Annotated in this window: 22 protein-coding genes and 1 riboswitch; of the genes, 11 read left to right on the plus strand and 11 right to left on the minus strand. The window is 55.0% G+C overall.

The annotated features are described in order from the left end of the window. Positions 1-53 precede the first annotated feature (53 nt). From G462_RS0114570 to thiH, 9 genes are all read left to right on the plus strand, one after another. On the plus strand, positions 54-953 hold the full coding sequence (locus G462_RS0114570; protein ID WP_026959642.1) for a 1,4-dihydroxy-2-naphthoate polyprenyltransferase: 900 nt from the start codon (positions 54-56) through the stop codon (positions 951-953). 186 nt (positions 954-1,139) lie between these two features. Then, a complete protein-coding gene (locus G462_RS23995; protein ID WP_051326767.1) occupies positions 1,140-1,580 on the plus strand; it encodes a hypothetical protein in 441 nt (146 codons plus the stop codon). Positions 1,581-1,622: 42 nt separating this feature from the next. After that, complete coding sequence (locus G462_RS24000) at positions 1,623-2,075, plus strand: hypothetical protein (protein WP_051326768.1); 453 nt, start codon at positions 1,623-1,625, stop codon at positions 2,073-2,075. Positions 2,076-2,152: 77 nt separating this feature from the next. Next, positions 2,153-2,268, plus strand: a riboswitch (TPP riboswitch). A 101-nt stretch (positions 2,269-2,369) separates the two neighbouring features. Then, positions 2,370-4,295, plus strand: coding sequence for a phosphomethylpyrimidine synthase ThiC (gene thiC, locus G462_RS22905; protein ID WP_035477821.1), 1,926 nt, complete (start codon positions 2,370-2,372; stop codon positions 4,293-4,295). Positions 4,296-4,307: 12 nt separating this feature from the next. Then, positions 4,308-5,831: a thiamine phosphate synthase gene (gene thiE, locus G462_RS0114585; RefSeq protein ID WP_026959643.1), complete on the plus strand. Its 1,524-nt coding sequence runs from the start codon at positions 4,308-4,310 to the stop codon at positions 5,829-5,831. 14 nt (positions 5,832-5,845) lie between these two features. Further along, entirely contained in the window at positions 5,846-6,610 is a 765-nt protein-coding gene (locus G462_RS0114590; protein WP_026959644.1) for a HesA/MoeB/ThiF family protein, read from the plus strand. Positions 6,611-6,640: 30 nt separating this feature from the next. Then, positions 6,641-6,844 carry a sulfur carrier protein ThiS gene (thiS, locus tag G462_RS0114595; protein ID WP_026959645.1) on the plus strand — a complete coding sequence of 68 codons (204 nt, stop codon included), beginning with the start codon at positions 6,641-6,643 and terminating at the stop codon, positions 6,842-6,844. A 3-nt stretch (positions 6,845-6,847) separates the two neighbouring features. Then, on the plus strand, positions 6,848-7,621 hold the full coding sequence (locus G462_RS0114600; protein WP_026959646.1) for a thiazole synthase: 774 nt from the start codon (positions 6,848-6,850) through the stop codon (positions 7,619-7,621). Between the two features lie 23 nt (positions 7,622-7,644). Further along, entirely contained in the window at positions 7,645-8,757 is a 1,113-nt protein-coding gene (gene thiH, locus G462_RS0114605; RefSeq protein WP_026959647.1) for a 2-iminoacetate synthase ThiH, read from the plus strand. A 38-nt stretch (positions 8,758-8,795) separates the two neighbouring features. Here the strand turns inward: thiH and G462_RS0114610 are convergent, their stop codons facing one another. Next, complete coding sequence (locus tag G462_RS0114610) at positions 8,796-10,622, minus strand: PAS domain S-box protein (RefSeq protein ID WP_084405081.1); 1,827 nt, start codon at positions 10,620-10,622, stop codon at positions 8,796-8,798. Positions 10,623-10,751: 129 nt separating this feature from the next. Then, entirely contained in the window at positions 10,752-11,594 is an 843-nt protein-coding gene (locus tag G462_RS22910; RefSeq protein ID WP_035477824.1) for a DNA ligase, read from the minus strand. Positions 11,595-11,722: 128 nt separating this feature from the next. On the opposite strand from G462_RS22910, the gene G462_RS0114620 reads away from it, so the two are divergent. Continuing rightward, positions 11,723-11,962 carry a GlsB/YeaQ/YmgE family stress response membrane protein gene (locus G462_RS0114620; RefSeq protein WP_026959649.1) on the plus strand — a complete coding sequence of 80 codons (240 nt, stop codon included), beginning with the start codon at positions 11,723-11,725 and terminating at the stop codon, positions 11,960-11,962. A 21-nt stretch (positions 11,963-11,983) separates the two neighbouring features. Here G462_RS0114620 and G462_RS0114625 read toward each other — a convergent pair whose 3' ends face one another. Next, positions 11,984-12,388, minus strand: a complete 405-nt coding sequence (locus tag G462_RS0114625) for a VOC family protein (RefSeq protein WP_026959650.1) — start codon at positions 12,386-12,388, stop codon at positions 11,984-11,986. 94 nt (positions 12,389-12,482) lie between these two features. Between G462_RS0114625 and G462_RS0114630 the strand changes: the two genes are divergently transcribed. After that, on the plus strand, positions 12,483-12,905 hold the full coding sequence (locus G462_RS0114630) for a nitrous oxide-stimulated promoter family protein (protein ID WP_026959651.1): 423 nt from the start codon (positions 12,483-12,485) through the stop codon (positions 12,903-12,905). Positions 12,906-12,964: 59 nt separating this feature from the next. Here G462_RS0114630 and xylA read toward each other — a convergent pair whose 3' ends face one another. The 8 genes from xylA to G462_RS0114670 all read right to left on the minus strand — a co-directional run bounded on the left by xylA (position 12,965) and on the right by G462_RS0114670 (position 22,991). Further along, on the minus strand, positions 12,965-14,284 hold the full coding sequence (gene xylA / locus G462_RS0114635; protein WP_026959652.1) for a xylose isomerase: 1,320 nt from the start codon (positions 14,282-14,284) through the stop codon (positions 12,965-12,967). 515 nt (positions 14,285-14,799) lie between these two features. Continuing rightward, complete coding sequence (tkt, locus tag G462_RS0114640; RefSeq protein WP_026959653.1) at positions 14,800-16,803, minus strand: transketolase; 2,004 nt, start codon at positions 16,801-16,803, stop codon at positions 14,800-14,802. Between the two features lie 25 nt (positions 16,804-16,828). After that, positions 16,829-17,788, minus strand: coding sequence for a transaldolase (tal, locus tag G462_RS0114645; RefSeq protein ID WP_026959654.1), 960 nt, complete (start codon positions 17,786-17,788; stop codon positions 16,829-16,831). A gap of 243 nt (positions 17,789-18,031) precedes the next feature. Beyond that, positions 18,032-18,619 carry a TMEM165/GDT1 family protein gene (locus G462_RS0114650; RefSeq protein WP_026959655.1) on the minus strand — a complete coding sequence of 196 codons (588 nt, stop codon included), beginning with the start codon at positions 18,617-18,619 and terminating at the stop codon, positions 18,032-18,034. Between the two features lie 109 nt (positions 18,620-18,728). Then, positions 18,729-19,622, minus strand: coding sequence for a carbohydrate ABC transporter permease (locus tag G462_RS0114655; RefSeq protein WP_026959656.1), 894 nt, complete (start codon positions 19,620-19,622; stop codon positions 18,729-18,731). Next, entirely contained in the window at positions 19,622-20,626 is a 1,005-nt protein-coding gene (locus G462_RS0114660) for a carbohydrate ABC transporter permease (protein WP_051326769.1), read from the minus strand. The genes G462_RS0114655 and G462_RS0114660 overlap by 1 nt, the downstream gene beginning before the upstream one ends. 61 nt (positions 20,627-20,687) lie before the next feature. After that, positions 20,688-21,929 (minus strand): ABC transporter substrate-binding protein, encoded by a 1,242-nt coding sequence (locus G462_RS0114665; RefSeq protein ID WP_026959658.1) that lies wholly within the window; start codon positions 21,927-21,929, stop codon positions 20,688-20,690. A gap of 54 nt (positions 21,930-21,983) precedes the next feature. Further along, positions 21,984-22,991, minus strand: coding sequence for a LacI family DNA-binding transcriptional regulator (locus G462_RS0114670; protein ID WP_026959659.1), 1,008 nt, complete (start codon positions 22,989-22,991; stop codon positions 21,984-21,986). Positions 22,992-23,033 lie beyond the last annotated feature (42 nt).

Below are 23,033 nucleotides of genomic sequence, written 5' to 3' on the forward strand. Positions count from 1 at the left end.
TTTCTTGATGCTGAGCAATAATAGCCGCTTTATTTAACTGACTGATATAGCAAATGTTGAAAGCTTGGATCCACGCAGCACGCCTGCGCACCCTCCCCTTGGCTAGCGCCTCTATTTTACTGGGCTCCAGTTTGGCAGCCAGTGAAGGCGATATGCTGTGGCCGGTGACGCTGCTGGCCTTGTTAACCGCATTGCTGCTACAGATCCTCTCCAATCTGGCCAACGACTACGGCGATGCGGTCAGTGGCGTGGATGACCATACCCGGGTCGGCCCAGAACGCGCCCTGCAAGCGGGCTTGATTACCCAGCCACAGATGCGTCGCGCGATCGTCTTTACCACTGTGTTGTCGTGTATCTCCGGCCTCGGTTTATTGACCATTGCCCTGGGCAAAGATTGGGAAGCCTGGCTGAGCTTTATGCTGCTCGGCGCGTTGGCGGTCGTTGCTGCAATGACCTATACCATGGGCAAACGCCCCTATGGCTACTATGGGCTGGGCGATCTGAGCGTGTTTCTGTTCTTTGGCGCGCTGGGCGTGGTGGGCTGCGCTTACTTGCACCTATTAACCGTGCCTGAGGGCGCCTGGCTGCTGGCGGCGGCCAACGGCTTTCTCGCCACCGCCGTATTAAACATCAATAACCTCCGTGATCTGGAGCCGGACAAAGCCGCTGGCAAACACACCTTTGCGGTGCGCTTAGGGCCAACCTGCGCACGTCGCTATCACTTGGCCTTGGTGCTGGGGGGCCTGCTGGCCTACGCCGCGTATTTGCTTTTGCACGAGCCGCGCTCGCTGGCTTGGTCCTTCTTGCTGCCCGCCATCCCAGCGCTTAAGGTCGCCAAGGTGGTAATCACCAGTCACGACCCGGTAGTGCTCGACAGCCAGCTTAAGCAGACTGCCAAGTTCAGCTTTATCTTGGCGCTATTTTTCAGCCTGCTGCTTCCCCACACCTTCTAAGCTGATCTTATCGCACGCGGCTTTTAGATCCGCTCGACTGCTGAATCCCGCAGTCGAGCCTTTCAAGACAATTGAGTTAACTGTCATAAATTCACCACTCTAGCAGATAAACCATTACACAAAGCGCCCTGCAAGACGTATGGTTAGCGGTGAATAGGGATGTTCTGTTAACAGTGAATAGACCGTATGAAGCTGCTGATTACCGCCTTGCTTACGCTTTGCCTCTCTCCTTATCTCTCTCCGATAGCGATTGCCGAGGAGCAGTTGCTGGTGCGCTATCACCAGTCCCCGCGCGATATCGACCGCCGCGATGACTACTTTGTCGCCCTGCTAGAGCTTGCCCTGCGTAAGACCGAGAACAGTGATGGCCCCTATCTGCTGGTCAGCAACGAGCGCAAGATGACCCAACAGCGCACCCTAGCCAACCTCGAGCAAGGTCGCTATCTAGATGTGGTCTGGACCATGACCTCTGCCGAGCGCGAACAGCAACTGTTGCCAGTACGCATTCCCTTGCTACGCGGGCTGCTAGGGCATCGGGTGTTTATCATTCGCGAAGAAGACCGCCAACTGTTTGAGCAGATCACCAATGTTGAAGACTTGCAGCAGCTCAAGGCCGGACAAGGCTAGGATTGGCCTGATACCGAGATCCTGCAGGCTAACCGCATCCCGGTGGTCACCGGCAGCAACTATCAGGGCCTGTTCGGCATGCTCCGGGCGGAGCGCTTTGACTACTTCCCACGCGGTGTGAATGAGCCATGGGAAGAGATACGCATCCATGCCGACAAGCAGCTAGCGGTGGAGCCCAATCTGGTGTTGCAATACCCCGCGCCGGTGTTCTTCTTCGTCAACAAGCAAAACCACGCCTTGCAAGCGCGTCTCGAGCGCGGGCTACGATTGGCCCTTGAAGACGGCAGCTTCTTCCAACTGTTCTACGAGCATCCCAGCAATCACTATATCTTTGAGGTCAGCAGATTGGCGCAGCGGCGGATGTTTCAGCTCCGTAATCCGCTGCTCAGTGAAGAGACCGCCGCGCTGCTATCCCAGCCCGAGCTTTGGTATCACCCAGATGAATGCCAACAGCAGCAGAGCCCCTGCTATCAGAAAGCCAGCCACCACGACTAGCGCCACAGCAACAGATTTCGTTAAGCGATTGTGACCAGCCGCTATTGTTCGCAGGCCGCCAAGCCCGCTATACTGCCCGGGTCTTGTCGGAGTGCCGTAAGGCTGAGATCGCAACTTCCGTTTAATCGGAGACGCGGGATCCGCACAACCTGCTCAGGGTAATACCTGCGAAGGGAACAAGAACGTGAGTGATAGGCAACACAGCAAGTCTCCATCGCTCTCCTTCTCTATATCCGACAAGCCTCATTGTTTTAATCGTCATTTTAAAATGCAAACACGGAACCGAGGCCAGTCATGTCAAGACGTGAACAACGCGCAAGCGCCGAACGCTACATCCAAAACCTTCAAGGGCAACCCTTTCCCAATTCCGAGAAAATCTACATTCAAGGCAGCCGCGATGATATCCAAGTCGCCATGCGCCAGATTAATCTGAGCGACAGCTTAGCCGGTGGCAGCAAAGAGAACCCCGAGTTCGAAGCCAATGAACCGGTGCGCGTCTACGACACCTCGGGTATCTACACCGATGAGCGCTGCGAGCTGGATGTGCGCAAAGGCCTGCCCAAGCTGCGCCAAGCTTGGATTGAAGAGCGTGGCGATTGCGAGCAGCTGAGCGCGCTCAGCTCTAACTTTTCTCAACAGCGTTTGGCCGATGAAGGGCTCGACCATATTCGCTTCGAGCACCTGCCAACCCCACGTAAAGCCAAACTGGGCAAGACCGTGACTCAGTTGCACTATGCCCGTGCCGGCATCGTTACCCCAGAGATGGAATACATCGCGATCCGCGAGAACATGGGGCGCGAGAAGATCCGCGAAGACCTTCGGGCCCAGCAGCAACAAGGCAACAGCTTCGGCGCAGCACTGCCCGAGCAGATCACCCCGGAGTTCGTGCGAGAGGAAGTGGCCAAAGGCCGCGCAATCATCCCCTGTAACATCAACCACCCGGAAGCCGAGCCGATGATCATTGGCCGCAACTTTATGGTGAAGGTGAATGCCAACATTGGTAACTCCTCGGTCAGTTCGTCCATCGAAGAAGAGGTAGAAAAACTGGTGTGGGCCAGTCGTTGGGGCGCTGATACGGTAATGGATCTGTCCACCGGTCGCTACATCCACGAAACCCGTGAGTGGATTATCCGCAACTCGCCAGTGCCGATTGGCACCGTGCCAATCTACCAAGCGCTGGAGAAAGTAAATGGCATCGCTGAAGACCTGAGCTGGGAAGTGTTCCGCGACACCTTGATTGAGCAGGCCGAGCAAGGTGTTGACTACTTCACCATTCACGCCGGCGTGCTGCTGCGCTATGTGCCTATGACTGCCAAGCGCACCACCGGCATCGTTAGCCGGGGTGGCTCGATCATGGCCAAGTGGTGTCTGGCCCACCACCAAGAAAGCTTCTTGTACGAGCACTTCCGCGATATCTGTGAGATCTGTGCCGCCTACGATGTCTCGCTATCGCTGGGTGATGGCATGCGTCCGGGCTCGGTAGCCGATGCCAACGATGAAGCGCAATTTGCCGAGCTGCAAACCCTCGGTGAGCTGACCAAGGTCGCTTGGGAGTACGATGTGCAAGTGATCATCGAAGGCCCGGGGCATATCCCGATGCAGATGATCAAAGAGAACATGGATAAGCAGCTGGAGCTATGCCACGAAGCGCCGTTCTACACCTTGGGCCCTCTGGTAACTGACATCTCTCCCGGCTACGACCATTTCTCGTCGGGTATCGGCGCGGCAATGATCGGCTGGTTTGGCTGCGCCATGCTGTGTTACGTAACCCCCAAGGAGCACCTTGGTTTACCTAACAAAGATGACGTAAAGCAGGGTATGATTGCCTACAAGATTGCCGCGCACGCCGCCGACTTGGCCAAAGGGCACGTTGGCGCACAGATCCGCGATAACGCCATGAGCAAAGCGCGCTTTGAGTTCCGCTGGGAAGACCAGTTCAATCTGGCGCTCGACCCCGACACCGCCCGCGCCTACCACGATGAGACGCTGCCGCAAGAGAGCGCCAAGGTGGCGCACTTCTGCTCCATGTGCGGGCCGAAGTTCTGCTCGATGAAGATATCCCAAGAGGTGCGCGATTATGCCGCCGACTTGGAAATTAAACTATTGGACGAGCCGCTGGCTGATCTGCAGCCCCAGCAGGCAATCCAACAAGGTATGGCCGAGAAGTCCCAAGAGTTTCTCGCCAGCGGCAGTGAAATCTATCACTCGCCAGTGAAGTAACAGGAGTCAACTATGCAGGCCACCGCGCCAACCCGCCCACAAATCTGGACCATTGCCGGTAGCGACAGCTGCGCGGGTGCTGGTCTGCAAGCCGATCTGCTGACCGCCCACGACCTCGGCGTGGACTGCGCCACCGCGGTGACCGCGATTACTGCGCAAAACGTCGAGCAGGTGACCATGGTGCAGGGCACAAACCCGGCATTGTTGGGAGCCCAGCTGGATGCACTGGCTGTCAGTTGCCCGGCCAAGGTGATCAAGATTGGCATGATTGGCAGCGCCGAGCTGGTAAGCTTGATTGCCGGCAAACTCGCCGAGTACAAGCGGGAGTGGGCGCAGCCACCGTTGGTGGTGTTGGATCCGGTGCTGGTGGCCAGCTCCGGTGCCAGCTTGGCCGACAGTGGCCTGTTGCAAGCCCTCCCTGAACTACTAGCGCAAACCGATGTACTGACACCCAATGCCTGTGAGCTCGCGCAGCTATCCGGCCTTGAGCTGAACTCGCCGGAGCGTTTGCGTGAAGCCTGCCAAGGGCTGCTGGCGCAAGGCGTAAAAGCGGTGTGGGCCAAAGGCGGCCACAGTGAGTTGAGTGCCGATCTGGCAGTGGACTTCTTTACCGATGGTGAGCGCGAGATCCTGCTAAGCAGCCCGCGCCTGGATGCACCACATACCCACGGTACTGGCTGCACCTTGGCGGCCGCGCTGGCTAGCGCTTTGGCCCATGACTATGCCATGGAAGATGCGCTGTGTTTGGCCAAGGCCTATGTCTATCAGGGCCTTAAGCAGCTCAAGGGTCGCGGTAATCTGGCCCACTGCGGTTGGCCGGAAGACCGCGCCAACTTCCCCCATGTGGAGAGTGCACAAACCGAGCTAGGCCAGCAGTTTGGCATTAGCGATAGCTGGCCGGAGCGCGTGGAGTTTCCGCGCTGCGATACCTTGCAGCTGGGAGTGTATCCGGTCGTCGATAGCGTCGAGTGGATTGAGCGTCTGCTTGAGATGGGCATTAAAACCCTACAGCTGCGCATCAAAGACCTGCCAGACGAGCAGGTAGAGCAAGACGTAATCCGTGCCATCGAGCTGGGCGAGCAGCATCAGGCCCGCTTGTTTATCAACGACTACTGGCGTCTGGCGATCAAGCACGGCGCCTACGGCGTACATCTTGGTCAGGAAGATTTAGAAGTGGCCGATCTGGATGCCATCGCCAAGGCCGGGCTGAAGATCGGCATTAGCACCCACGGCTACTTTGAGCTGCTGCGCGCCGCACAGCTTAACCCGAGCTATATCGCGCTGGGCCATATCTTCCCCACCACCACCAAGGATATGCCAAGTGCACCGCAAGGGCTGCCGCGCCTTAAGCGCTACGCTAAGCTGGTGGACGACTACCCGCTGGTGGCCATCGGCGGTATCGATATCGAGCGCGCCACCCCAGTGTGGCAATGCGGGGTAGGCAGTGTTGCGGTGGTTCGGGCGATTACCGAAGCCCAAGATCCACAGGCGGCAGTCGATGCATTACAGGCCATCGTTGAGCAGCCCCAGGGCTAGACAAGGAAGTGCACATGTCTCTCAGTGATCAGGAAAGTCTTCGTTATAGCCGCCATCTGCTGCTGAAGCAGATCGGCGAGCAAGGCCAACTTAAGCTAAAAGATGCCCACGTGCTGGTCATCGGCATGGGCGGACTGGGCGTACCGGCTGCTACCTACTTGGTCGGAGCCGGCGTCGGCCATCTGGTATTGGCCGATTTCGATGAAATCGACAGCTCCAACCTGCAGCGCCAGGTGCTATATCGCGAGCAAGACATCGGCCAGAGTAAGGTGCTAACCGCCAAATCCCAGCTAGAGGCGCTTAATTCGCTGATTCAGATCCGCGCAGTGAATCGCCGGATGGGTGAGATGCTGCTAGGCATGGAAGTGGCGCAGGCCGATGTGGTGCTGGATTGCTCGGATAATCTGGCCACCCGCTATGCGGTTAATCAGGTCTGCGTAAAGGCAGGTAAGCCGCTGGTGAGTGGTGCGGCGGTCGCCTTTAGCGGCCAGTTGATGGTATTCCCGTTTGACCGCCCCGAGCAGGCTTGCTACCACTGTCTGTTCCCCAATGCGCAAGAGCAGCAGCTCAACTGCGCCAATGCCGGGATCCTCGGTCCGGTGGTCGGCACCATCGGCAGCTTGCAGGCGCTGGAAGCCATCAAACTGATCTGTGGCATGGACAGCGCCGCCCAAGGGCGCTTCTCCAGCTTTGACGCCCAACATTTGGAATGGATGCATATCAAGATGCAGCAAGACCCCAGCTGCCCAGTGTGCGGCCAAGCCCATTCGGCACCCTAAGTTAGAAAATAGTTAGCTGAGAACGTAGTAATGAATCAGATTGAATTTAACGACCAAGGGCTGAGCTGGCCTGCGGATAAAAGCTTGGCGGAACTAGTGGCCGAGCAGCAGAGCAATACACAGGGTATTGCGGTGGTGGTGAACGGTGAAATTGTGCCGCAGAGCGCCTGGAATGAGCGTTGCCTAAGCGATGGCGACAAAGTAAAAGTATTTCGCGCAATCGCCGGAGGATAAGCCATGAGCCAGTTAACCATTGCCGACAAAACCTTTAACAGCCGCCTGTTTACCGGCACCGGTAAGTACGCCAACTCCGCCGTGATGGCAGAGAGCATCAAGGCCTCTGGCTCTGAGCTGGTGACCATGGCGCTCAAACGTGTCGATGTAAACGACAACCAAGATGACATTTTGGCGCCGCTAGTAGACGCCGGGCTGAACCTGCTACCCAACACCTCCGGTGCTCGCAACGCGGAAGAAGCGGTATTCGCCGCCCAGCTGGCACGCGAAGCGCTACAAACCAACTGGCTTAAGCTAGAGATCCACCCGGATCCTAAGTATCTACTGCCCGATCCCATTGAAACCCTTAAAGCCGCCGAAAAGCTGGTGGAGCTGGGCTTTGTGGTACTGCCCTATGTGCATGCCGACCCGGTGCTATGTAAGCGCTTAGAGGAAGTGGGCTGCGCTGCGGTGATGCCACTAGGCGCGCCAATTGGCACCAACAAGGGCCTGGCGACTCACGATTTCTTGCAGATTATTATCGAGCAGGCCCGCGTGCCCGTTGTGGTCGATGCCGGTATCGGCGCACCTTCGCATGCAGCCTGGGCCATGGAGCTAGGTGCGGATGCGGTACTGGTAAACACCGCCATGGCGGTTGCCGGCGATCCTATCGCTATGTCGCGTGCCTTTGCCCAAGCGGTTGAGGCCGGTCGCGCCGCCTTTGAAGCGGGCTTGGGTGCACAGCGTCAATCAGCGGAAGCCTCCAGCCCACTGACCTCGTTCTTAGATGGCCTGTAAGCCGCAGCGACAAGGAGAAAGCAATGAGCTTTGCCGATACCCTCAGCCAGTTTGATGATGCGGCGCTACAGCTGGAGATCAACAGTATCTCCAGCGCGCAAGTCGAGCAGGCGCTGGCTAAATCCAAGCTGGATCTGCAGGACTTTAAAGCGCTGATTAGCCCCGCCGCCGAGCCCTATCTGGAACAGATGGCCCAGCGCAGCCATGCCCTGACCCAGCAGCGCTTTGGCAAAACCATGCAGCTGTATATCCCGCTGTATCTGAGCAATATGTGCAGCAACGTGTGCGACTACTGTGGGTTTTCCATGGGCAACAAACTGCGCCGGGTTACCTTGGATATGGATCAGCTCAAATCAGAGCTGGAAGCCATCAAAGACCTTGGCTTCGACCACATCCTGCTGGTGACCGGGGAGAGCGAGCGCAAGGTCGGCATGGACTACTTCCGCCAAGCGGTGCCCATGGTCAAGCAGTACTTTAACCATGTCAGCATGGAGGTGCAGCCGCTGGAGCAGCACGAATACCAAGAGCTGATCGGCATGGGGCTGGATGCGGTGATGGTCTATCAAGAGACCTACAAGCGCCCGCGCTACGCCGAGGTTCACCCCAAAGGCAAGAAGCGCGATTTCGACTTCCGCTTGGCCACCGCCGAGCGCTTAGGGGACGCCGGAATCCGCAAGATCGGCATTGGCGCACTGCTCGGCTTGGATGAATGGCGCAGCGACTCATTCTATGTGGCCGCTCATCTGCAATACTTGGAGCGACGCTTCTGGCGCACCCGCTTCTCCATCTCCTTCCCACGCCTGCGCCCGTGCGAAGGAGGCTTCCAGCCTAAATCAGTGATGAGTGATCGCCAGCTGGTGCAGCTTATCTGTGCCTATCGGCTGTTTAACCCCGATGTGGAGCTCTCGCTTTCGACCCGCGAGTCGGCCCACTTCAGGGACCACGTGTTTCCGCTGGGGATCACCACCATGAGCGCCTACTCCAGCACCCAGCCGGGCGGCTACAGCGATGCCACTGAACGTGCGTTGGAACAGTTTGAGATTGATGATGGCCGCCACCCCGACGATATCGCCGAGGTAGTGGCCGACAAAGGCTATCAAGTGGTGTGGAAAGACTGGGACCGCGCGCTCGGTTAGCTCAGCGATACTAGGCGAGAGTGATCTAAGGAGAGCGGCTAGCGGGTGAGATCCTGGCGGCCAATCTCCTTGTGTTGATACATCAACTCGTCGGCGTGATTAATCCAATGCTCCACGCTCTTGATATGCGGCCCCAGCTCGGACAGGCCCAACGATAGGCCAAGCTTGAGCTGATCGCCGGTCAGCTCAGTGAGCGAGAGCTGCTCCAGCGCCAGGCGATTAACAAACAGCTTGGCCTCGGCAATCTCGGTGTTGCGCAGCAGCAAGATGAACTCATCCCCTCCATAACGGCCAATCTCATCGGTTTGGCGCAGGTTGTCGCGCAGATGACTTGCCAGCAGCTCCAAGGCCTTATCCCCCACCCCGTGGCCATAGCGGTCGTTGAGTTGTTTGAAGCGATCGAGATCGATAAACACCAGACAAGAAGGATGGCCGCTACGCTGGTGATAGAGAAACTCGTTCTCGATGCGCTTAACAATGGCGCTGCGGTTAAGCACATTGGTCAGGCCATCGCGCTCAGCTGAATCGGCCAGCTCTTCATAGGCGCGCTTAAGCTGTTTGAGTGAGTCATCGAGCAGGTTTTGCACCATCTTGTCGTGGGTGCGATCCAAGGCGGTGTGCACCAGACAGTTCAGCTCACCGTGCTCGTCATACACCGCAAAGCAGGTCTCGCGAATAAAGCGCAGCTGGCCATCTTCGCGATTGATTCGATAATCCACTCCCCAGTCGGTGCTGGCAGGGTCGTGCACTACCTGCTGAAGCTTGCTGATATCTTCAGGGTGTACCAGCTCTTGGTAACTAAGCGGGCCGGTGTACAGAGTGTTGGCATTGCGGCCAAACACCTTAAAAAAGCCCGGATTCACATACAGCACCCGCTTGCGATCGGGGCTGGTCATCCACACTACCGTGTCATCGGACAACGACTCCAGCATGGTGCGGAACTTTCGCTCCGATTGATGGAGCAGGGCCTCGGCCTGTTTGCGCTCAGCAATGTTCTCGATGGCCGACACAAAGTACTGGGGGTGGTTTAGCTCATCGCGGATCAGCGACACACTCAGCCGCGCCCACAGATAATGTCCTTCGCGGTGGCGATAGCGCTTCTCCAGCTTGTAGGAGGTAATCTCACCGTTAAGCAGACGATTCACGCGCTTGAGATCGGTATCTAAATCATCGGGGTGGGTAACCTCTTGAAAGCTCATAGTCAGCAGCTCTTCCGAGGGGTAACCAAGAAACTCACAGAGCGCCTTGTTCACCCTGACAAAATGGCCACCTAACGAGACATGGGCCATGCCGATAGCAACGCTATCGAAGGTATCGAGGAAGCGCTTCTCCATCTCTTTGAGTTGCCGGGCAAGCTGCTGATGCTGCTCGGTGGTGCGCAGCGATGCCACCGCGAACACTTCATGGTTAATCTCTTGGCGTGACAGGAACAACTCGCAATCGACCCGCTGGTTATGGTGGTTCATCAGGGTGACTAAAGCGCGCACCTGCTCCCGCTCGCTGGAGTTTAAGAACATATTGCGCAGATTCTTATGATGCTTCTTGATGTGCTCTGGAACGAAGTCTTCGATCACCCGCCCTTTGAGCTCGGCCTGTTTGCATTGCAGGAGGGTTTCGGCCGCAGGGTTGGCATAGCAGATCCGCCCCTGCTGATTAACCAGCAAGATGGCATCCGGCACCAAGTGCATATCATGATTGATCGGGCAAGCGACCTGCTCTTGTTGACGCAGCAAAAGGATTAACAGCAGCACACTCACCGCTGTTAGGACAATCGAGTAAGTGATTGATGCTTGGGCCAATGCGGTGGCGAGCAGCCCAAATTGCAGCAGCATGACTAATGCGGCGATTCGTTCCTTGAAGCGCATTCCGTAAACGTTTAACTGAGTAATTGGTAAAGTATAGATAAGTGACAAAAAACATTTTATTTTTTGACAATTAAGGTGCGGCCAGTCCGACAAGGCTGGCTTACAAAGAGGAACTGTCGCGCGTGAGAATCAGCGAGTGGAAAGTTCGCTTAGATCACGCACAAATCGCGCGAAACGCGGCGTATCGTTGCCAGTTAATCCATTGTAGTGATATTCCACCCAGCTACCCAACTCTGGCGGATTGCGCCGCTGCTCATCGCTAAAGCCACTGCCCAGCTTAAAGCGCCGACCATCGGCCGCTTCTACGATCAATGCCCCCAGCATCCCTTGGTACTTGCCCTTTCCCGGGCTATAGCCAACCACCTTAGCCTCGCCATCCTGATAGGTTTTGTACTTGATAAAGCCTTGTGAACGCCCCGGAATATAAAGGCTTTGCGGGTCGCGAATGATCAGCCCTTCACCGCCTTGTTGCTCAACACTCATCAACTGTTTGCGCAGAAAGTCTGGGTCAGCCACCGCTTGGTACTGCACCACTTCCGCCCAGCTCACATCCGCTAGCAGCGCGGGCAGTTGCTGATAGCGCAGCTGATAATCGCCGGGAAAATCCGGCCTGTCGAATACCATAAACCGCAGAGTCTGCCAGTCGGGGTCAGCCGGCTGGCCGCGCTTCACCAAGCCCAACAGGCTTTCAAACTGGCCCCGGCCCAGCCACAGTTCACCATCCAACTGCTGCTTGGGTAGCTCGGCCAGCAGGCTATCGGGTATGGCCAGCGGTAAACCACTGCGACTCAGCATCTGCTGGCCATCCCAGAAGACGCGGATACCGTCGTATTTCTCGCTATACCACAGCCCGCTAACATCGCGCCCTTGACTATAGTTAGTAGCGAGCATCAGCGGCACGGTTTGCTCGGCGGCGTAGTGCAAGCTAGGCACACCCAATAGTGCGAGAGTTAATGCGTGGCTTCGAGTCATGGCATACTCCGTAAAACTCATTAATGACAAATTAGTCATAAAAGTTTTTTGTCGCCAACTTTATTCAGCAAGTTTTGCCGGGCACTTAGCATTCGAGCACTTAACAGTTTAGCAACGAGGAGAAAATCATGGGTTTGGTACTGTTTTTGATTATCGGCGCGCTGGCCGGTTGGCTGGCGGGCAAGATCATGAAGGGCTCGGGCTTTGGCGTGCTGGGGAACATTGTGGTCGGGGTGATAGGCTCGGTGTTAGGTGGCCTGCTGTTCTCCTTGCTGGGACTGAGCAGCAGCGGCCTGATCGGCTCGTTGGTCACCGCGGTAGTCGGTGCGGTGCTGCTGCTATTTATCGTCAACAAACTGAAGTCTTAGCCAGCTTGTCGGAATAGCGGGTTACTCGCACAACTCCAAGCGGTTGCCCTCAGGGTCGAGCACGACGGCTTCGTAGTAGCCATCGCCGGTGGTTCTAGGGCCATCGGCCAAGGTGTAGCCATCATCCACCAGCCGCTGGCTGAGTTGGTCCACCGCCAGCTTGCTGCCCAACTCGATGGCTAGGTGCGCCCACCCCACTGCATCTGTTTGCGCCGTTGCCAAACCCGGTCGGTGCATCAACTCCAGCCGAGCGCCTTTTGCTGAGGACGAAGCGCCCGGAGAAGGCGGAAAACTGAGAAAGTAGGATTGAAACTGCTTAGCGGGATTGTGATAACGCTCTCCGGCGCTTGCCCCAAAGTAGCGCTCATAGAAGGCCTTCATCGCCTCCAGATCATGCACCCACAAGCCGATATGTTCGATTTTCATTGGTTTGCTCCGCTGACCAAGTCGTGATCTGCGAGTCTATGCCTGCCAGGCGAATTTGTTAAGCTATTCGCAGCAGATAGCGAATAACGAAGATATGCCACAACAACTGATACTCTACGGTAAGTTGCTGCGTGAGTTTGAAACCGTGCGAGCCATGGTCGAGCTCTACTGTCGCCAGCAGCATCGCAGCACGCTTAGTCCTTGCAAATTTGGCCCTTGCACATCTGGCCCTTGCGCCGATTGCGCCGCGCTACTTGAATACGCGAAGCTGCGTCTGGACCGCTGCCCCTATGGCGAGGCTAAACCCACCTGTAACCGCTGCCCCATCCACTGCTACAAGCCCGAGCCGAAACTACAGATGCAGGTGATTATGCGTTACGCCGGGCCACGTATGCTGCTGCATCACCCGATACTGGCGATAAGGCATTTACTGCACGAGCGTGCGCCGCTTCCGGAAAAGCCTGAGGCCGGCTCATCCAACCGCAGCAGGCGGCTCAGTCAAACTAAACGCAAGTAAACCGCAGATACAAAAAGAGCTGGCAACTGCCAGCTCTTTGTTATCGCGATAGCGAGTGCTTACTTAAAGATATGCTTGTTAACGATATTCTCTAGCAGCTCTTGTTGACCAGACACGTGTTGTGGGTCGATGTTGTTGTCGAAGGCGTAGTTCGCGATTGACTCCAAGCTGTGGTCGCCGGTCATAATTGCTTTACCGAACTCACCGCTCCAGCCCGCGTAACGCGCTGCCACTTTCTTACTTAGCTCTTCGCTTTCAATCAGTGCAGCTGCTTTCTCAAGTGCCAGAGCACAGGTATCCATGCCGCCAACGTGACCGTGGAAGAAGTCAGCCGCATCGATAGATTGGCGACGCAGTTTGGTATCGAACATCAGGCCGCCGGTGGTGAAACCACCAGAGCGCAGGATGTCGTACATTACTGGGGTCCACTCTTCAACGCTGTTCGGGAACTGGTCGGTATCCCAACCCAGTTGTGCATCACCGCGGTTAGCATCGATAGAACCGAACAGACCCAGAGAAATCGCAGTGGCAATCTCGTGGTGGAACGAGTGACCAGCCAAAGTCGCGTGGTTAACTTCGATGTTTACTTTCACTTCGTCTTCCAGGCCGAATTGCTTCAGGAAGCCGTATACAGTGGCGGTGTCGTAGTCATACTGGTGCTTGGTAGGCTCAGCAGGCTTAGGCTCGATCAGCAGGGTGCCTTTGAAGCCAATCTTATGCTTGTGCTCGACAACCATCTGGAAGAAGCGACCTAGCTGCTCACGCTCTTGACGCAGGTCGGTGTTCAGCAGGGTTTCGTAACCTTCACGGCCGCCCCACAGTACGTAGTTCTCGCCGCCCAGTGCTTTAGTGGCATTCATTGCAGTGAATACTTGCGCAGCTGCGTAAGCGAAGATCTCTGGGTTCGGGTTAGAGCCCGCACCAGACATGTAACGCTTGTGAGAGAACGCGTTCGCGGTGCCCCACATCAGCTTCATGCCAGTTTCTTCTTGTTTCTTAGCCAACACGTCCATCATCACGGCCATGTTTTCTTTGTACTCACGGATTGAGTTGCCGCCTGGGGCTACGTCAACATCGTGGAACGAGTAGTAGTTCACGCCCAGCTTGGTGAACAGGTCGAATGCAACATCGGCTTTCGCTTTAGCCACATCCATTTCGCTGCCAGCTTTGAACCATGGACGGTCAAAGGTACCTTCACCGAAGATATCAAAACCGTTCCAGCAGAAGTTGTGCCAGTAGCAAGCAGCAAAGCGCAGGTGCTCAGCCATGGTTTTGCCCAGTACAACTTTGTTGGCGTCGTAGTGGCGGAAAGCTAGCGGGTTAGTAGACTCTGGCCCTTCGAACTTGACCTTATCAAAATCAGCAAAATATTGAGACATCTGAACGTGCTCCTTGGTGGTAAATCGTTGTGGAGAGCCAACTCTCCCGTTGTGTGGAGCCATTTTTCACCCCCGTGAGAACGTTGCCAATTATGAAAAGTGGCGACCAATTTCAGCTATTTGCTTTTCGTGCGCTAACTCCCGTTTTAATCGCCCGATCTTTAAGATATCTGGTTTTGTTATGGTTATTTACAAGTGCTTAACCCTGTGTTTAACAGTGGTTTTCATAAAACTAAAATCAAGCTTATACCAATCTGGATAAGTTAATGAGCAAATATTGCGCAGGGAAAATCACTGAGGACAAGGAGGCGCTTGCCGTAACTAGTGGACTAATTACAAAAGCGCCGACGCTGTCATCAGTGATTTTAACCAGCAAGAATGATCAGTTACTTATGTAGATTGGTATTATGACAAGGCTTACTGAAACTCGCTGCGTATGCTCATCCAGCCATTCGGTCGCAGGATCAAAAAAGGCAAGCCCGCAGGCTTGCCTTCTAACACTGGTGAGAACTGGCTTATTTGGCCAGCACAGTCAACGCAGTATCAACAACGTTTTCAACAGTGAAGCCAAACATCTTGAACAGCTCACCGGCGGGCGCAGATTCACCGAAGGTAGTCATACCTACAGTTGCACCGTCTAGGCCAACGTACTTGCCCCAGAAGTCTGCAGACAGTGCTTCGATGGCTACACGTGCGCGTACGCTGCTTGGCAGTACCGCTTCACGGTAAGCTGCATCTTGCTTGTCGAAACGCTCACTACAAGGCATAGACACAACGCGAACTTGTTTGCCTTGCTCAGTCAGCTTAGCGGCCGCGTCTACAGCCAGCTCAACTTCAGAACCGGTTGCAATCAGGATAAGCTCAGGCGCAGCTGCGCTGTCTTTCAGGATGTAGGCACCACGGCTGATTTGCTCTAGCTGCTCGGCACTACGTTTTTGCTGAGCCAGACCTTGGCGAGAGAAGATCAGTGCACTTGGGCCGTCAACACGCTCAACCGCATTGATCCAAGAAGCCGCTGACTCAACTTGGTCACAAGGACGCCAGGTTTCCATGTTCGGCGTCAGGCGTAGGCTAGCGACTTGCTCAACCGGCTGGTGAGTCGGGCCATCTTCACCCAGACCGATAGAGTCGTGCGTGTAAACGAAGATAGAACGCTGCTTCATCAGCGCAGCCATACGTACTGCGTTACGCGCGTATTCCATGAACATCAGGAAGGTAGCGCTGTAAGGTACGAAACCACCGTGCAGAGCGATACCGTTCTGCATAGCGCTCATACCAAACTCACGTACACCGTAGTGGATGTAGTTACCAGACGCGTCATCAGCAGTCACAGACTTAGAGCTAGCGTGGAAGGTCAGGTTAGATGGCGCAAGGTCAGCAGAACCGCCCAGCAGTTCTGGCAGAATCTTACCGATTACGTCCAGAGTGTTCTTAGAGGCTTGACGGCTAGCAATGTTCGCTGGCTCGTTTTGCAGGCGGCTTAGCAGCGCTGCAGTTTCTGCTTTCCAGTTCTCTGGTAGCTCGCCAGTTACGCGACGTGCGTATTCAGCAGCCAGCTCTGGGTGCGCTTTTTTGTAAGCGTCGAACTTAGCGTCCCAGGCTTGCTCCAGCTCACCGCCTTTGCCTTTACCATCCCATGCTTGGTAAACGTCAGCAGGGATTTCAAATGCAGGGTGCTCCCAGCCCAGGAATTCACGGGCTGCTTTGATTTCTTCGTCACCCAGAGGGGCGCCGTGACAGTCGTGAGAACCAGACTTGTTAGGTGAACCGAAACCGATGATGGTTTTGGTACAAATCAGAGTCGGCTTAGCCGTTTCTGCTTTCGCCGCTTCGATAGCCGCGTTGATAGCTTCTGGATCGTGACCGTCTACACCGCGGATCACGTGCCAGCCGTAAGACTCGAAACGTGCAGGGGTGTCGTCAGTGAACCAGCCTTCAACGTGACCATCGATAGAGATGCCGTTGTCATCCCAGAAGGCAACCAGCTTGTTCAGGCCCAGCGTACCGGCCAGAGAACACACTTCGTGCGAGATGCCTTCCATCAAACAGCCGTCGCCCATGAAGGCGTAGGTGTAGTGATCAACGATATCATGGCCTTCACGGTTGAACTGAGCGCCCAGCATTTTCTCTGCCAGCGCCATACCTACCGCGTTGGCAATACCTTGGCCCAGAGGACCTGTGGTGGTCTCTACGCCCGGCGCGTAACCGTACTCTGGGTGACCCGGAGTCTTAGAGTGCAGTTGGCGGAAGTTTTTCAGCTCTTCGATGGGTAGCGCGTAGCCGCTCAGGTGCAGTAGCGAGTACAACAGCATAGAGCCGTGGCCGTTAGACAGTACGAAGCGGTCGCGGTTGCTCCACGCTGGGTTGGCTGGGTTGTGGTTCAGGTGGTCACGCCACAGAACTTCAGCGATGTCAGCCATGCCCATTGGGGCGCCAGGGTGACCTGATTTAGCTTGCTGTACGCCGTCCATGCTCAGAGCGCGGATAGCATTAGCGAAACGTTGACGAGGATGAGTCATCTTCTATGTTCCTGTATTCAAAAAATTAAGCGTTAAGCGCTTCAATCAGCATCGCGTCCAGTTTTTCCTGGTCGACGGCGAACGCGCGGATACCTTCAGCCAGCTTCTCGGTAGCCATGGCATCTTCGTTGTGTGCCCAGTAGAAGGCAGCTTCAGTCATTGGCTCTGGGCGGTTGGTCGTTACGCCTTTGTCTTGTAGACGCACTTCCAGCTCAGCGTCGGTGTTGTCCAACTCTTCTAGCAGCGCAGGGCCAATGGTCAGACGGTCACAACCGGCCAGCTCAACGATCTCACCGATGTTACGGAAGCTTGCGCCCATCACTACGGTGTTGTAGCCGTGCTCTTTGTAGTAGTTGTAGATGTCGGTCACTGAGATAACGCCGGGATCTTTCGCGCCAGCAAAATCAGCGTTGGCGTCTTTGGCTTTGTACCAATCCAAGATACGGCCAACGAACGGAGAAATCAGGAACACGCCTGCTTCAGCACAAGCACGCGCTTGAGCGAATGAGAACAGCAGGGTCAGGTTACAGTTGATGCCTTCTTTTTCCAGCTGCTCAGCGGCGCGGATGCCTTGCCAGGTAGACGCCAGTTTGATCAGTACGCGATCTTTGCTTACGCCAGCGGCTTCATACAGCTCAATCAGGCGACGCGCTTTGGCAATACTCGCTTCGGTATCGAACGACAGACGCGCGTCAACTTCGGTAGAGATACGGCCAGGAACCAGCTCCAGAACTTTACAGCCAATGGTGACAACCAGCTTGTCGGCGGCCATTTCAATTTGCTCAGCTTGGTCATTGCTTTGGGTTTTGGCCCATGCAGCAACCTCGGCCAGCAGAGTTGAGTATTCAGGCAGACCCAAGGCTTTTACGATCAAAGATGGGTTAGTGGTAGCGTCTTCTGGAGAGAACTTGCGCATGGTATCCAGGTCGCCGGTATCAGCTACAACCGTGGTGTATTGTTTCAGTTGAGCGAGTAGTGAACTCATAAGATCGATGTCCTTCGTTCAGTTGAGGTAAGCGAACAACCGATGCGAGGAACAGCCCATGGCATCGGTTTCAGGTGTTACTACAATGCCAGAGTGGGATTTGGTAGCTATTACGCTTTTTGAAGGGACAATAGTGAAAACTTGCAGGAGCGATCAGGATCACGAATCGTTGGTTTGTTCCGCCGGATCCCGCAATACTTTAACGAAATAGCGTAAAGACGCTAAAAGAAAGCTAGCTAGAAATCACAACAAGATTTCCAGCACGGTGAGCACGGCCATCAGCAAAAACAGCGCCCCACTCACTCGGTGTAACCACAGAGGGTTGACGCGAGCAATCAACTTGTTGCCTACCACCACGCCAATGGCAGAGGTGGCGATTAAGGCCGAGGTCGCACCTAACCACACCGCCAATGGCGACTCGGTAGTACTCATGGTAGCAGTAGCTATCTGGGTTTTATCGCCCAGCTCCGCCACGAAGATCATGCTAAAGGTAGACAGGAAAACACTTCGTCCCGGCTTGGTTTGACTGCAATCGAGCTCTTCGTCATCCTCATCCGCATTGCGTAAACTCTGAACCCCAAAATAGCCAAACAATGCCGCTGCAAGCACGCTAATCAGGATCTCCGGCAACCAACTGGCCAGGCTGGAGCCTAAGGTGACCGCGAGTAAATTTAATAAAGCAAACGACGATGCAGCGCCTAGGAACACTCGCAGTGGACGATGCTGCGCAGCCAAAGTCATGCAAACGATTTGGCTTTTATCGCCAAACTCCGCAGCAAAAATCACTACGAAACTTAGGGCCGCCACACTCAACAAAGGGAATTCAAACATCGACTACTTCCACACAAAACCGCGGCGGATTGTCGAAGAATCACCCAAAAAAGTAAAGCCATCCCCAAAGGTATGGCTTTATTCTTAGGCTTGCTTTGATACGAGAGAGCTAGCCTTTCACTGCCCCGCTAGTCAGGCCGGCGATCATCTGCCTTGAGGCAAACAGATAGAAGGTGACAATCGGCATAATCGAAATGGTCGTTCCGAGCATCACCGCCCCCCACGGCGTATTGGGCAGGCCCTGCACCGTGCGCAGCGCCAAGGTCACCACATACATATCTTGGCTGGAGGTAACGATCAGCGGTGCCAGGAAGTTATTCCAGAAGAATACGAACTGAACGATAGCCACCGTACCCAGCACCGGCTTCATCAGCGGCAGCGCGATGCGGAAATAGATAGAGAACTCGCCCGCACCGTCGATGCGGGCTGACTCAATCAGCTCCCTTGGGATTGAGGCAATCACATACTGACGCACCAAGAAGATCGCAAACGGGGTTGCGGTAAACGGCAGCCATAGAGCCAAGCGCGTGTTCAACAAGCCCAGATACTGGATGATCATGTAGTAGGGAATCAGCCCCAAAATGGGCGGCACCATCATCGATGCCACCATGGTGCCAAAGATCGCCCCTTTACCGCGGAACTGATAGACCGCGAAGGCATAGCCCCCCATCGAGCAGAACAGTATCGATACCACGGTGCCAAGGCCTGACACATAGATACTGTTAAACATCGAGTTCCAGAACGGCAGGGTATCAATCAGCGACTCATAGTTCTCAAACAGCGCATTACCCAGTTGTAGACTCAGCTCAGATGAGAAGATCTCAGAGCGGGTCCGGGTCGACAAAATAGCCGACCAGATAAATGGAAACACACTGAGAAAGGCACACAGCAGCAAGAACGCGTAGAAAAATAGGGTACCAATGCCACCAAATACGCGCCGCGGCAGCGAGCGCTCATCATACTCATCACGGGTGAACATCTTAGATAAACTCATCGTTGTCATTAGTGCTCTCCCAAACCTTTCTTACCAAATACAAAGAACTGCACCGCGGTGACCGCTGCAATAATCAAGAACAGCAGCCACGACATCGCCGATGCCCAGCCCATATCCAGCCACTCCCACGCGACTTTGTAGAGGAACATCGAGATAGTCAGACCGGAGTTACCGATACCACCGGTACCGTTGGTGATGATGAAGGGTTCTTCAAACATCTGCAGACTACCGATGATGGTCAGGGTGACACCGAAGAAGATAAACGGACGCAGGTGCGGCAATGCCACATGCCAAAAGCGCTGACGCCAGTTGGCCCCATCAAGGATTGCTGCTTCCTCTACCTCTTTACTGAGAGTCAGGATGCCGGAGATGTAGATAACCAGGTGGAAACCGACAAACTTCCAGAACTGCAAGATGGCAATGGCGGGCTTGATCAGGGTGCGGTCCTCCAGCCAGCGTAGCGGCATAAAGGCATTCACCCAGTCCATAAACCAGTTAATCACCGGCAAGTTGACCAACGCAACAATCGCCTTGTTGATGATGCCGACATTGGCGGAGTACATGTTTACAAAAATCAGGCTCACCGCCACGGTGGAGGTAATGAACGGCAGGAAAAATGCCGAGGTCATAAAATGACGGAATTTGGAGCCTAGGCTTACCAACAGATAAGCCATGGGGATCGCCACCAAATGCTGGCTAAGCCCTGAGGCGAGACCGAGCCAGATGGTGTTGTATAGCGATTTGTAGAAATCGGGCTCTCCGAGCGAGAAGGTGTAATTCTCAAAACCCACAAACCTCATGGAAGCCATACCGGCTACCGGGTTCCATTGGTGGAATGAGAGATAAAGCGAGAAAACAAAGCCAAACACCGAAAATACGAAAAACAGCACGATAAACGGGGTAAGAAATCCATAAGGTGCCAGTTTGGCACTGATCTGATTGAAGGAGCGACGTTGCTTACGTTGCGGGTTCTTAACGTTAGCAATCGCACCCAAGCTTGGTGACCGAGACATAGTACTCTTCCTGAGAATCAAGCGGGGACTAGCGGCCCCCGCTTACAGACAACAACAGCGATTACAGGTTGCGCATACGGCGTACAATCAGCTTTTCAGCTTCCGCCAGCGCAACTTTCACATCTTTACCTTCTTCAACCACTGAAGGCAGCGCCTGCTCGAGGATGATTGCACGAGCAATATTGTCCGCTTTCGAAGGTTTCACTGAAGGGATGTTCTCTGCGATATCCTTCCACAGCAGGCGTGCTTGCTGACCGCCTAAGAAAGCCATCTCTTCATCAAACATCGGCGCATCGAAGGTGGCGCGCAGCGCTGGGAAGGCAGCGTTGGTATCGAACTCATACAGTACTATGTCGCGGTCTTGGGTCAGCCATTGAGCCAGCTTGTAAGCCGCTTCTTTGTTTTCGCTTTGGGCAGGAATCGCCAGGAAGGTACCGCCCCAAGAGCCGTAGAAACCGGCAGGCAGGCCTTCTACACCCCATTTACCGGCGGTGTCTGGGGCAATCCATGACTCAAGGAAGCCCGCCAGCCACGCACCAGAGAACTGGATAGCGAAGCTACCTTGCTTAAGACCTTCAAACCACTCTGAGCTCCAGTCGCCAAAACGGCCATCAAGACCCAGCTCACGAGCTTTTTGTGCGTAGGTAAAGGCTTTAACAAAGCGCTCGCTGGTCACGATTGGCTTGTCATCGGCGTCGAAGTAGATGCTGTTACCTTCTTCAACTTCGGTGTTGATAATGGTTTGGGCAATCGAACCCGCGTGACCAACCAGAGGAACGCCTTTCTTCTTCAGCTCTACACCCCAGTCGATCAGCGCATCCCAGTCTTTGGTCACTTCTTCTGGCTTGAAGCCAAGGTCCTGCATGTGCTCGCGGCGGTAGTACATCACACCCGGGCCGATGTTCAATGGCAGCGCGTACACGTTGCCGTCGGTCCCTTTACCTTGAGCGAAGGCAAAGTCTACGAACTTCTCGGCGTCTTTATCCGCGCCAAAGGCAGAGGTCAGGTCGGTAAAGCCACCTTGGTTTACGATCGCGCCGATCTTCTCAACGTCGATACATACCAAGTCACCGGCACCGTCGCCGGTTGCTAGAGCAGTGGTCAATTTGTTGTGGTGGTCAACCCAGTTGTTAGAGAGAACCTCTACCTTGATATCTGGGTTGGCAGCATAGAAGTCATCGATTTTGTCGACGGCGGTTTTGTCATGGTTTGGCCAGCAGTCATAACGAATCGTCGTGGCGGCTTGTGCTGCAGCGGTGGTACCAACAAGCAGTAGGGCTAGGCTAAGTTTTTTAAGTTCCATCTGGTTAGTTCCTATCATTAGCAGCCCCGACTCTGTTGAGTAAAGACCGCTAGCTTACGTGGCTATCACAGATTCTCGCTCCATCAGTTCTACCTGTACTTCAAGCGCGGAATCCAAGGGTTCCTGGTCAACCAGGCTTAACGCCCGCATGGCCGCCAAATGGCCAATATCTGACACCGGAATTCGCATCGAGCTCATCTGTGGCTTAAGGAACTCATTCAGAGGGACATCCTCAAAGCCAATCACTGAGACATCGTCTGGAACCGACAGACCGGCTTGGTTCAGCGCCTGCACGCCACCGATCGCCATCTCATCGCTTCCGTAAAACACCGCGCTGAACTTATGCCCAGCGGCCAATAACTTCTCGGTGGCTTGCTTGCCGCCCGGCACCTGAAAATTCGACTCCAAAACTAATTCGGGGCGATAGGGGATATCGTTATCCTCTAAGGCCTTGCGATAGCCCTGCAGGCGACTGCGTGCATCGCGATTGGTCATCGGCCCGGTGACGGTGGCAATGTCACGGTGGCCATTCTCAATCAGGTGTTGGGTGGCGTTATAGCCGCCGTTTGCATCATCGAAGCGGATACACTGGTCACGGATCTCCTCAATATCGCGGGAGATCAACACCACTGGGGTACCGCTCTGGTTGATCTTGATGAGCTCCTCGTCCGACAAACAGTCGGTGCTCAAGATCATCGCATCCACCTGGCGAGACAGCATAAAGTCCACCGCTGCCCGCTCTGCTTCATACTTACCGCTGCCACTGCACACCATGCAGTGGAAACCTTTCTTGGTTAATACCTCTTCGACTTCAACCATGATGCTGCCGAAGAAGTAGCCCCCCAAAGAGCGCACCATCAAACCGATACTGTTAGACCGGCCCTTGGCGAGCGCTTGAGAGAAGTAATTCGGGGCAAAACCAAGCTCATCCATCGCCTGATTGACCCGCTCTCGGAGCGCGGGCTTCACACCGGGGAAATCATTCAACACCCGTGAAACCGTCGCACGAGACACGCCTGCCCTAGCGGCGACGTCTCTGATCGTGACTTTCTTATTGCTCACTTTTTGTCTACTCCATGAAACTGGTTACTGCTGCATGCATTA

Source organism: Aliagarivorans taiwanensis DSM 22990, assembly GCF_000429505.1.
GTDB classification, from domain to species: domain Bacteria; phylum Pseudomonadota; class Gammaproteobacteria; order Enterobacterales; family Celerinatantimonadaceae; genus Aliagarivorans; species Aliagarivorans taiwanensis.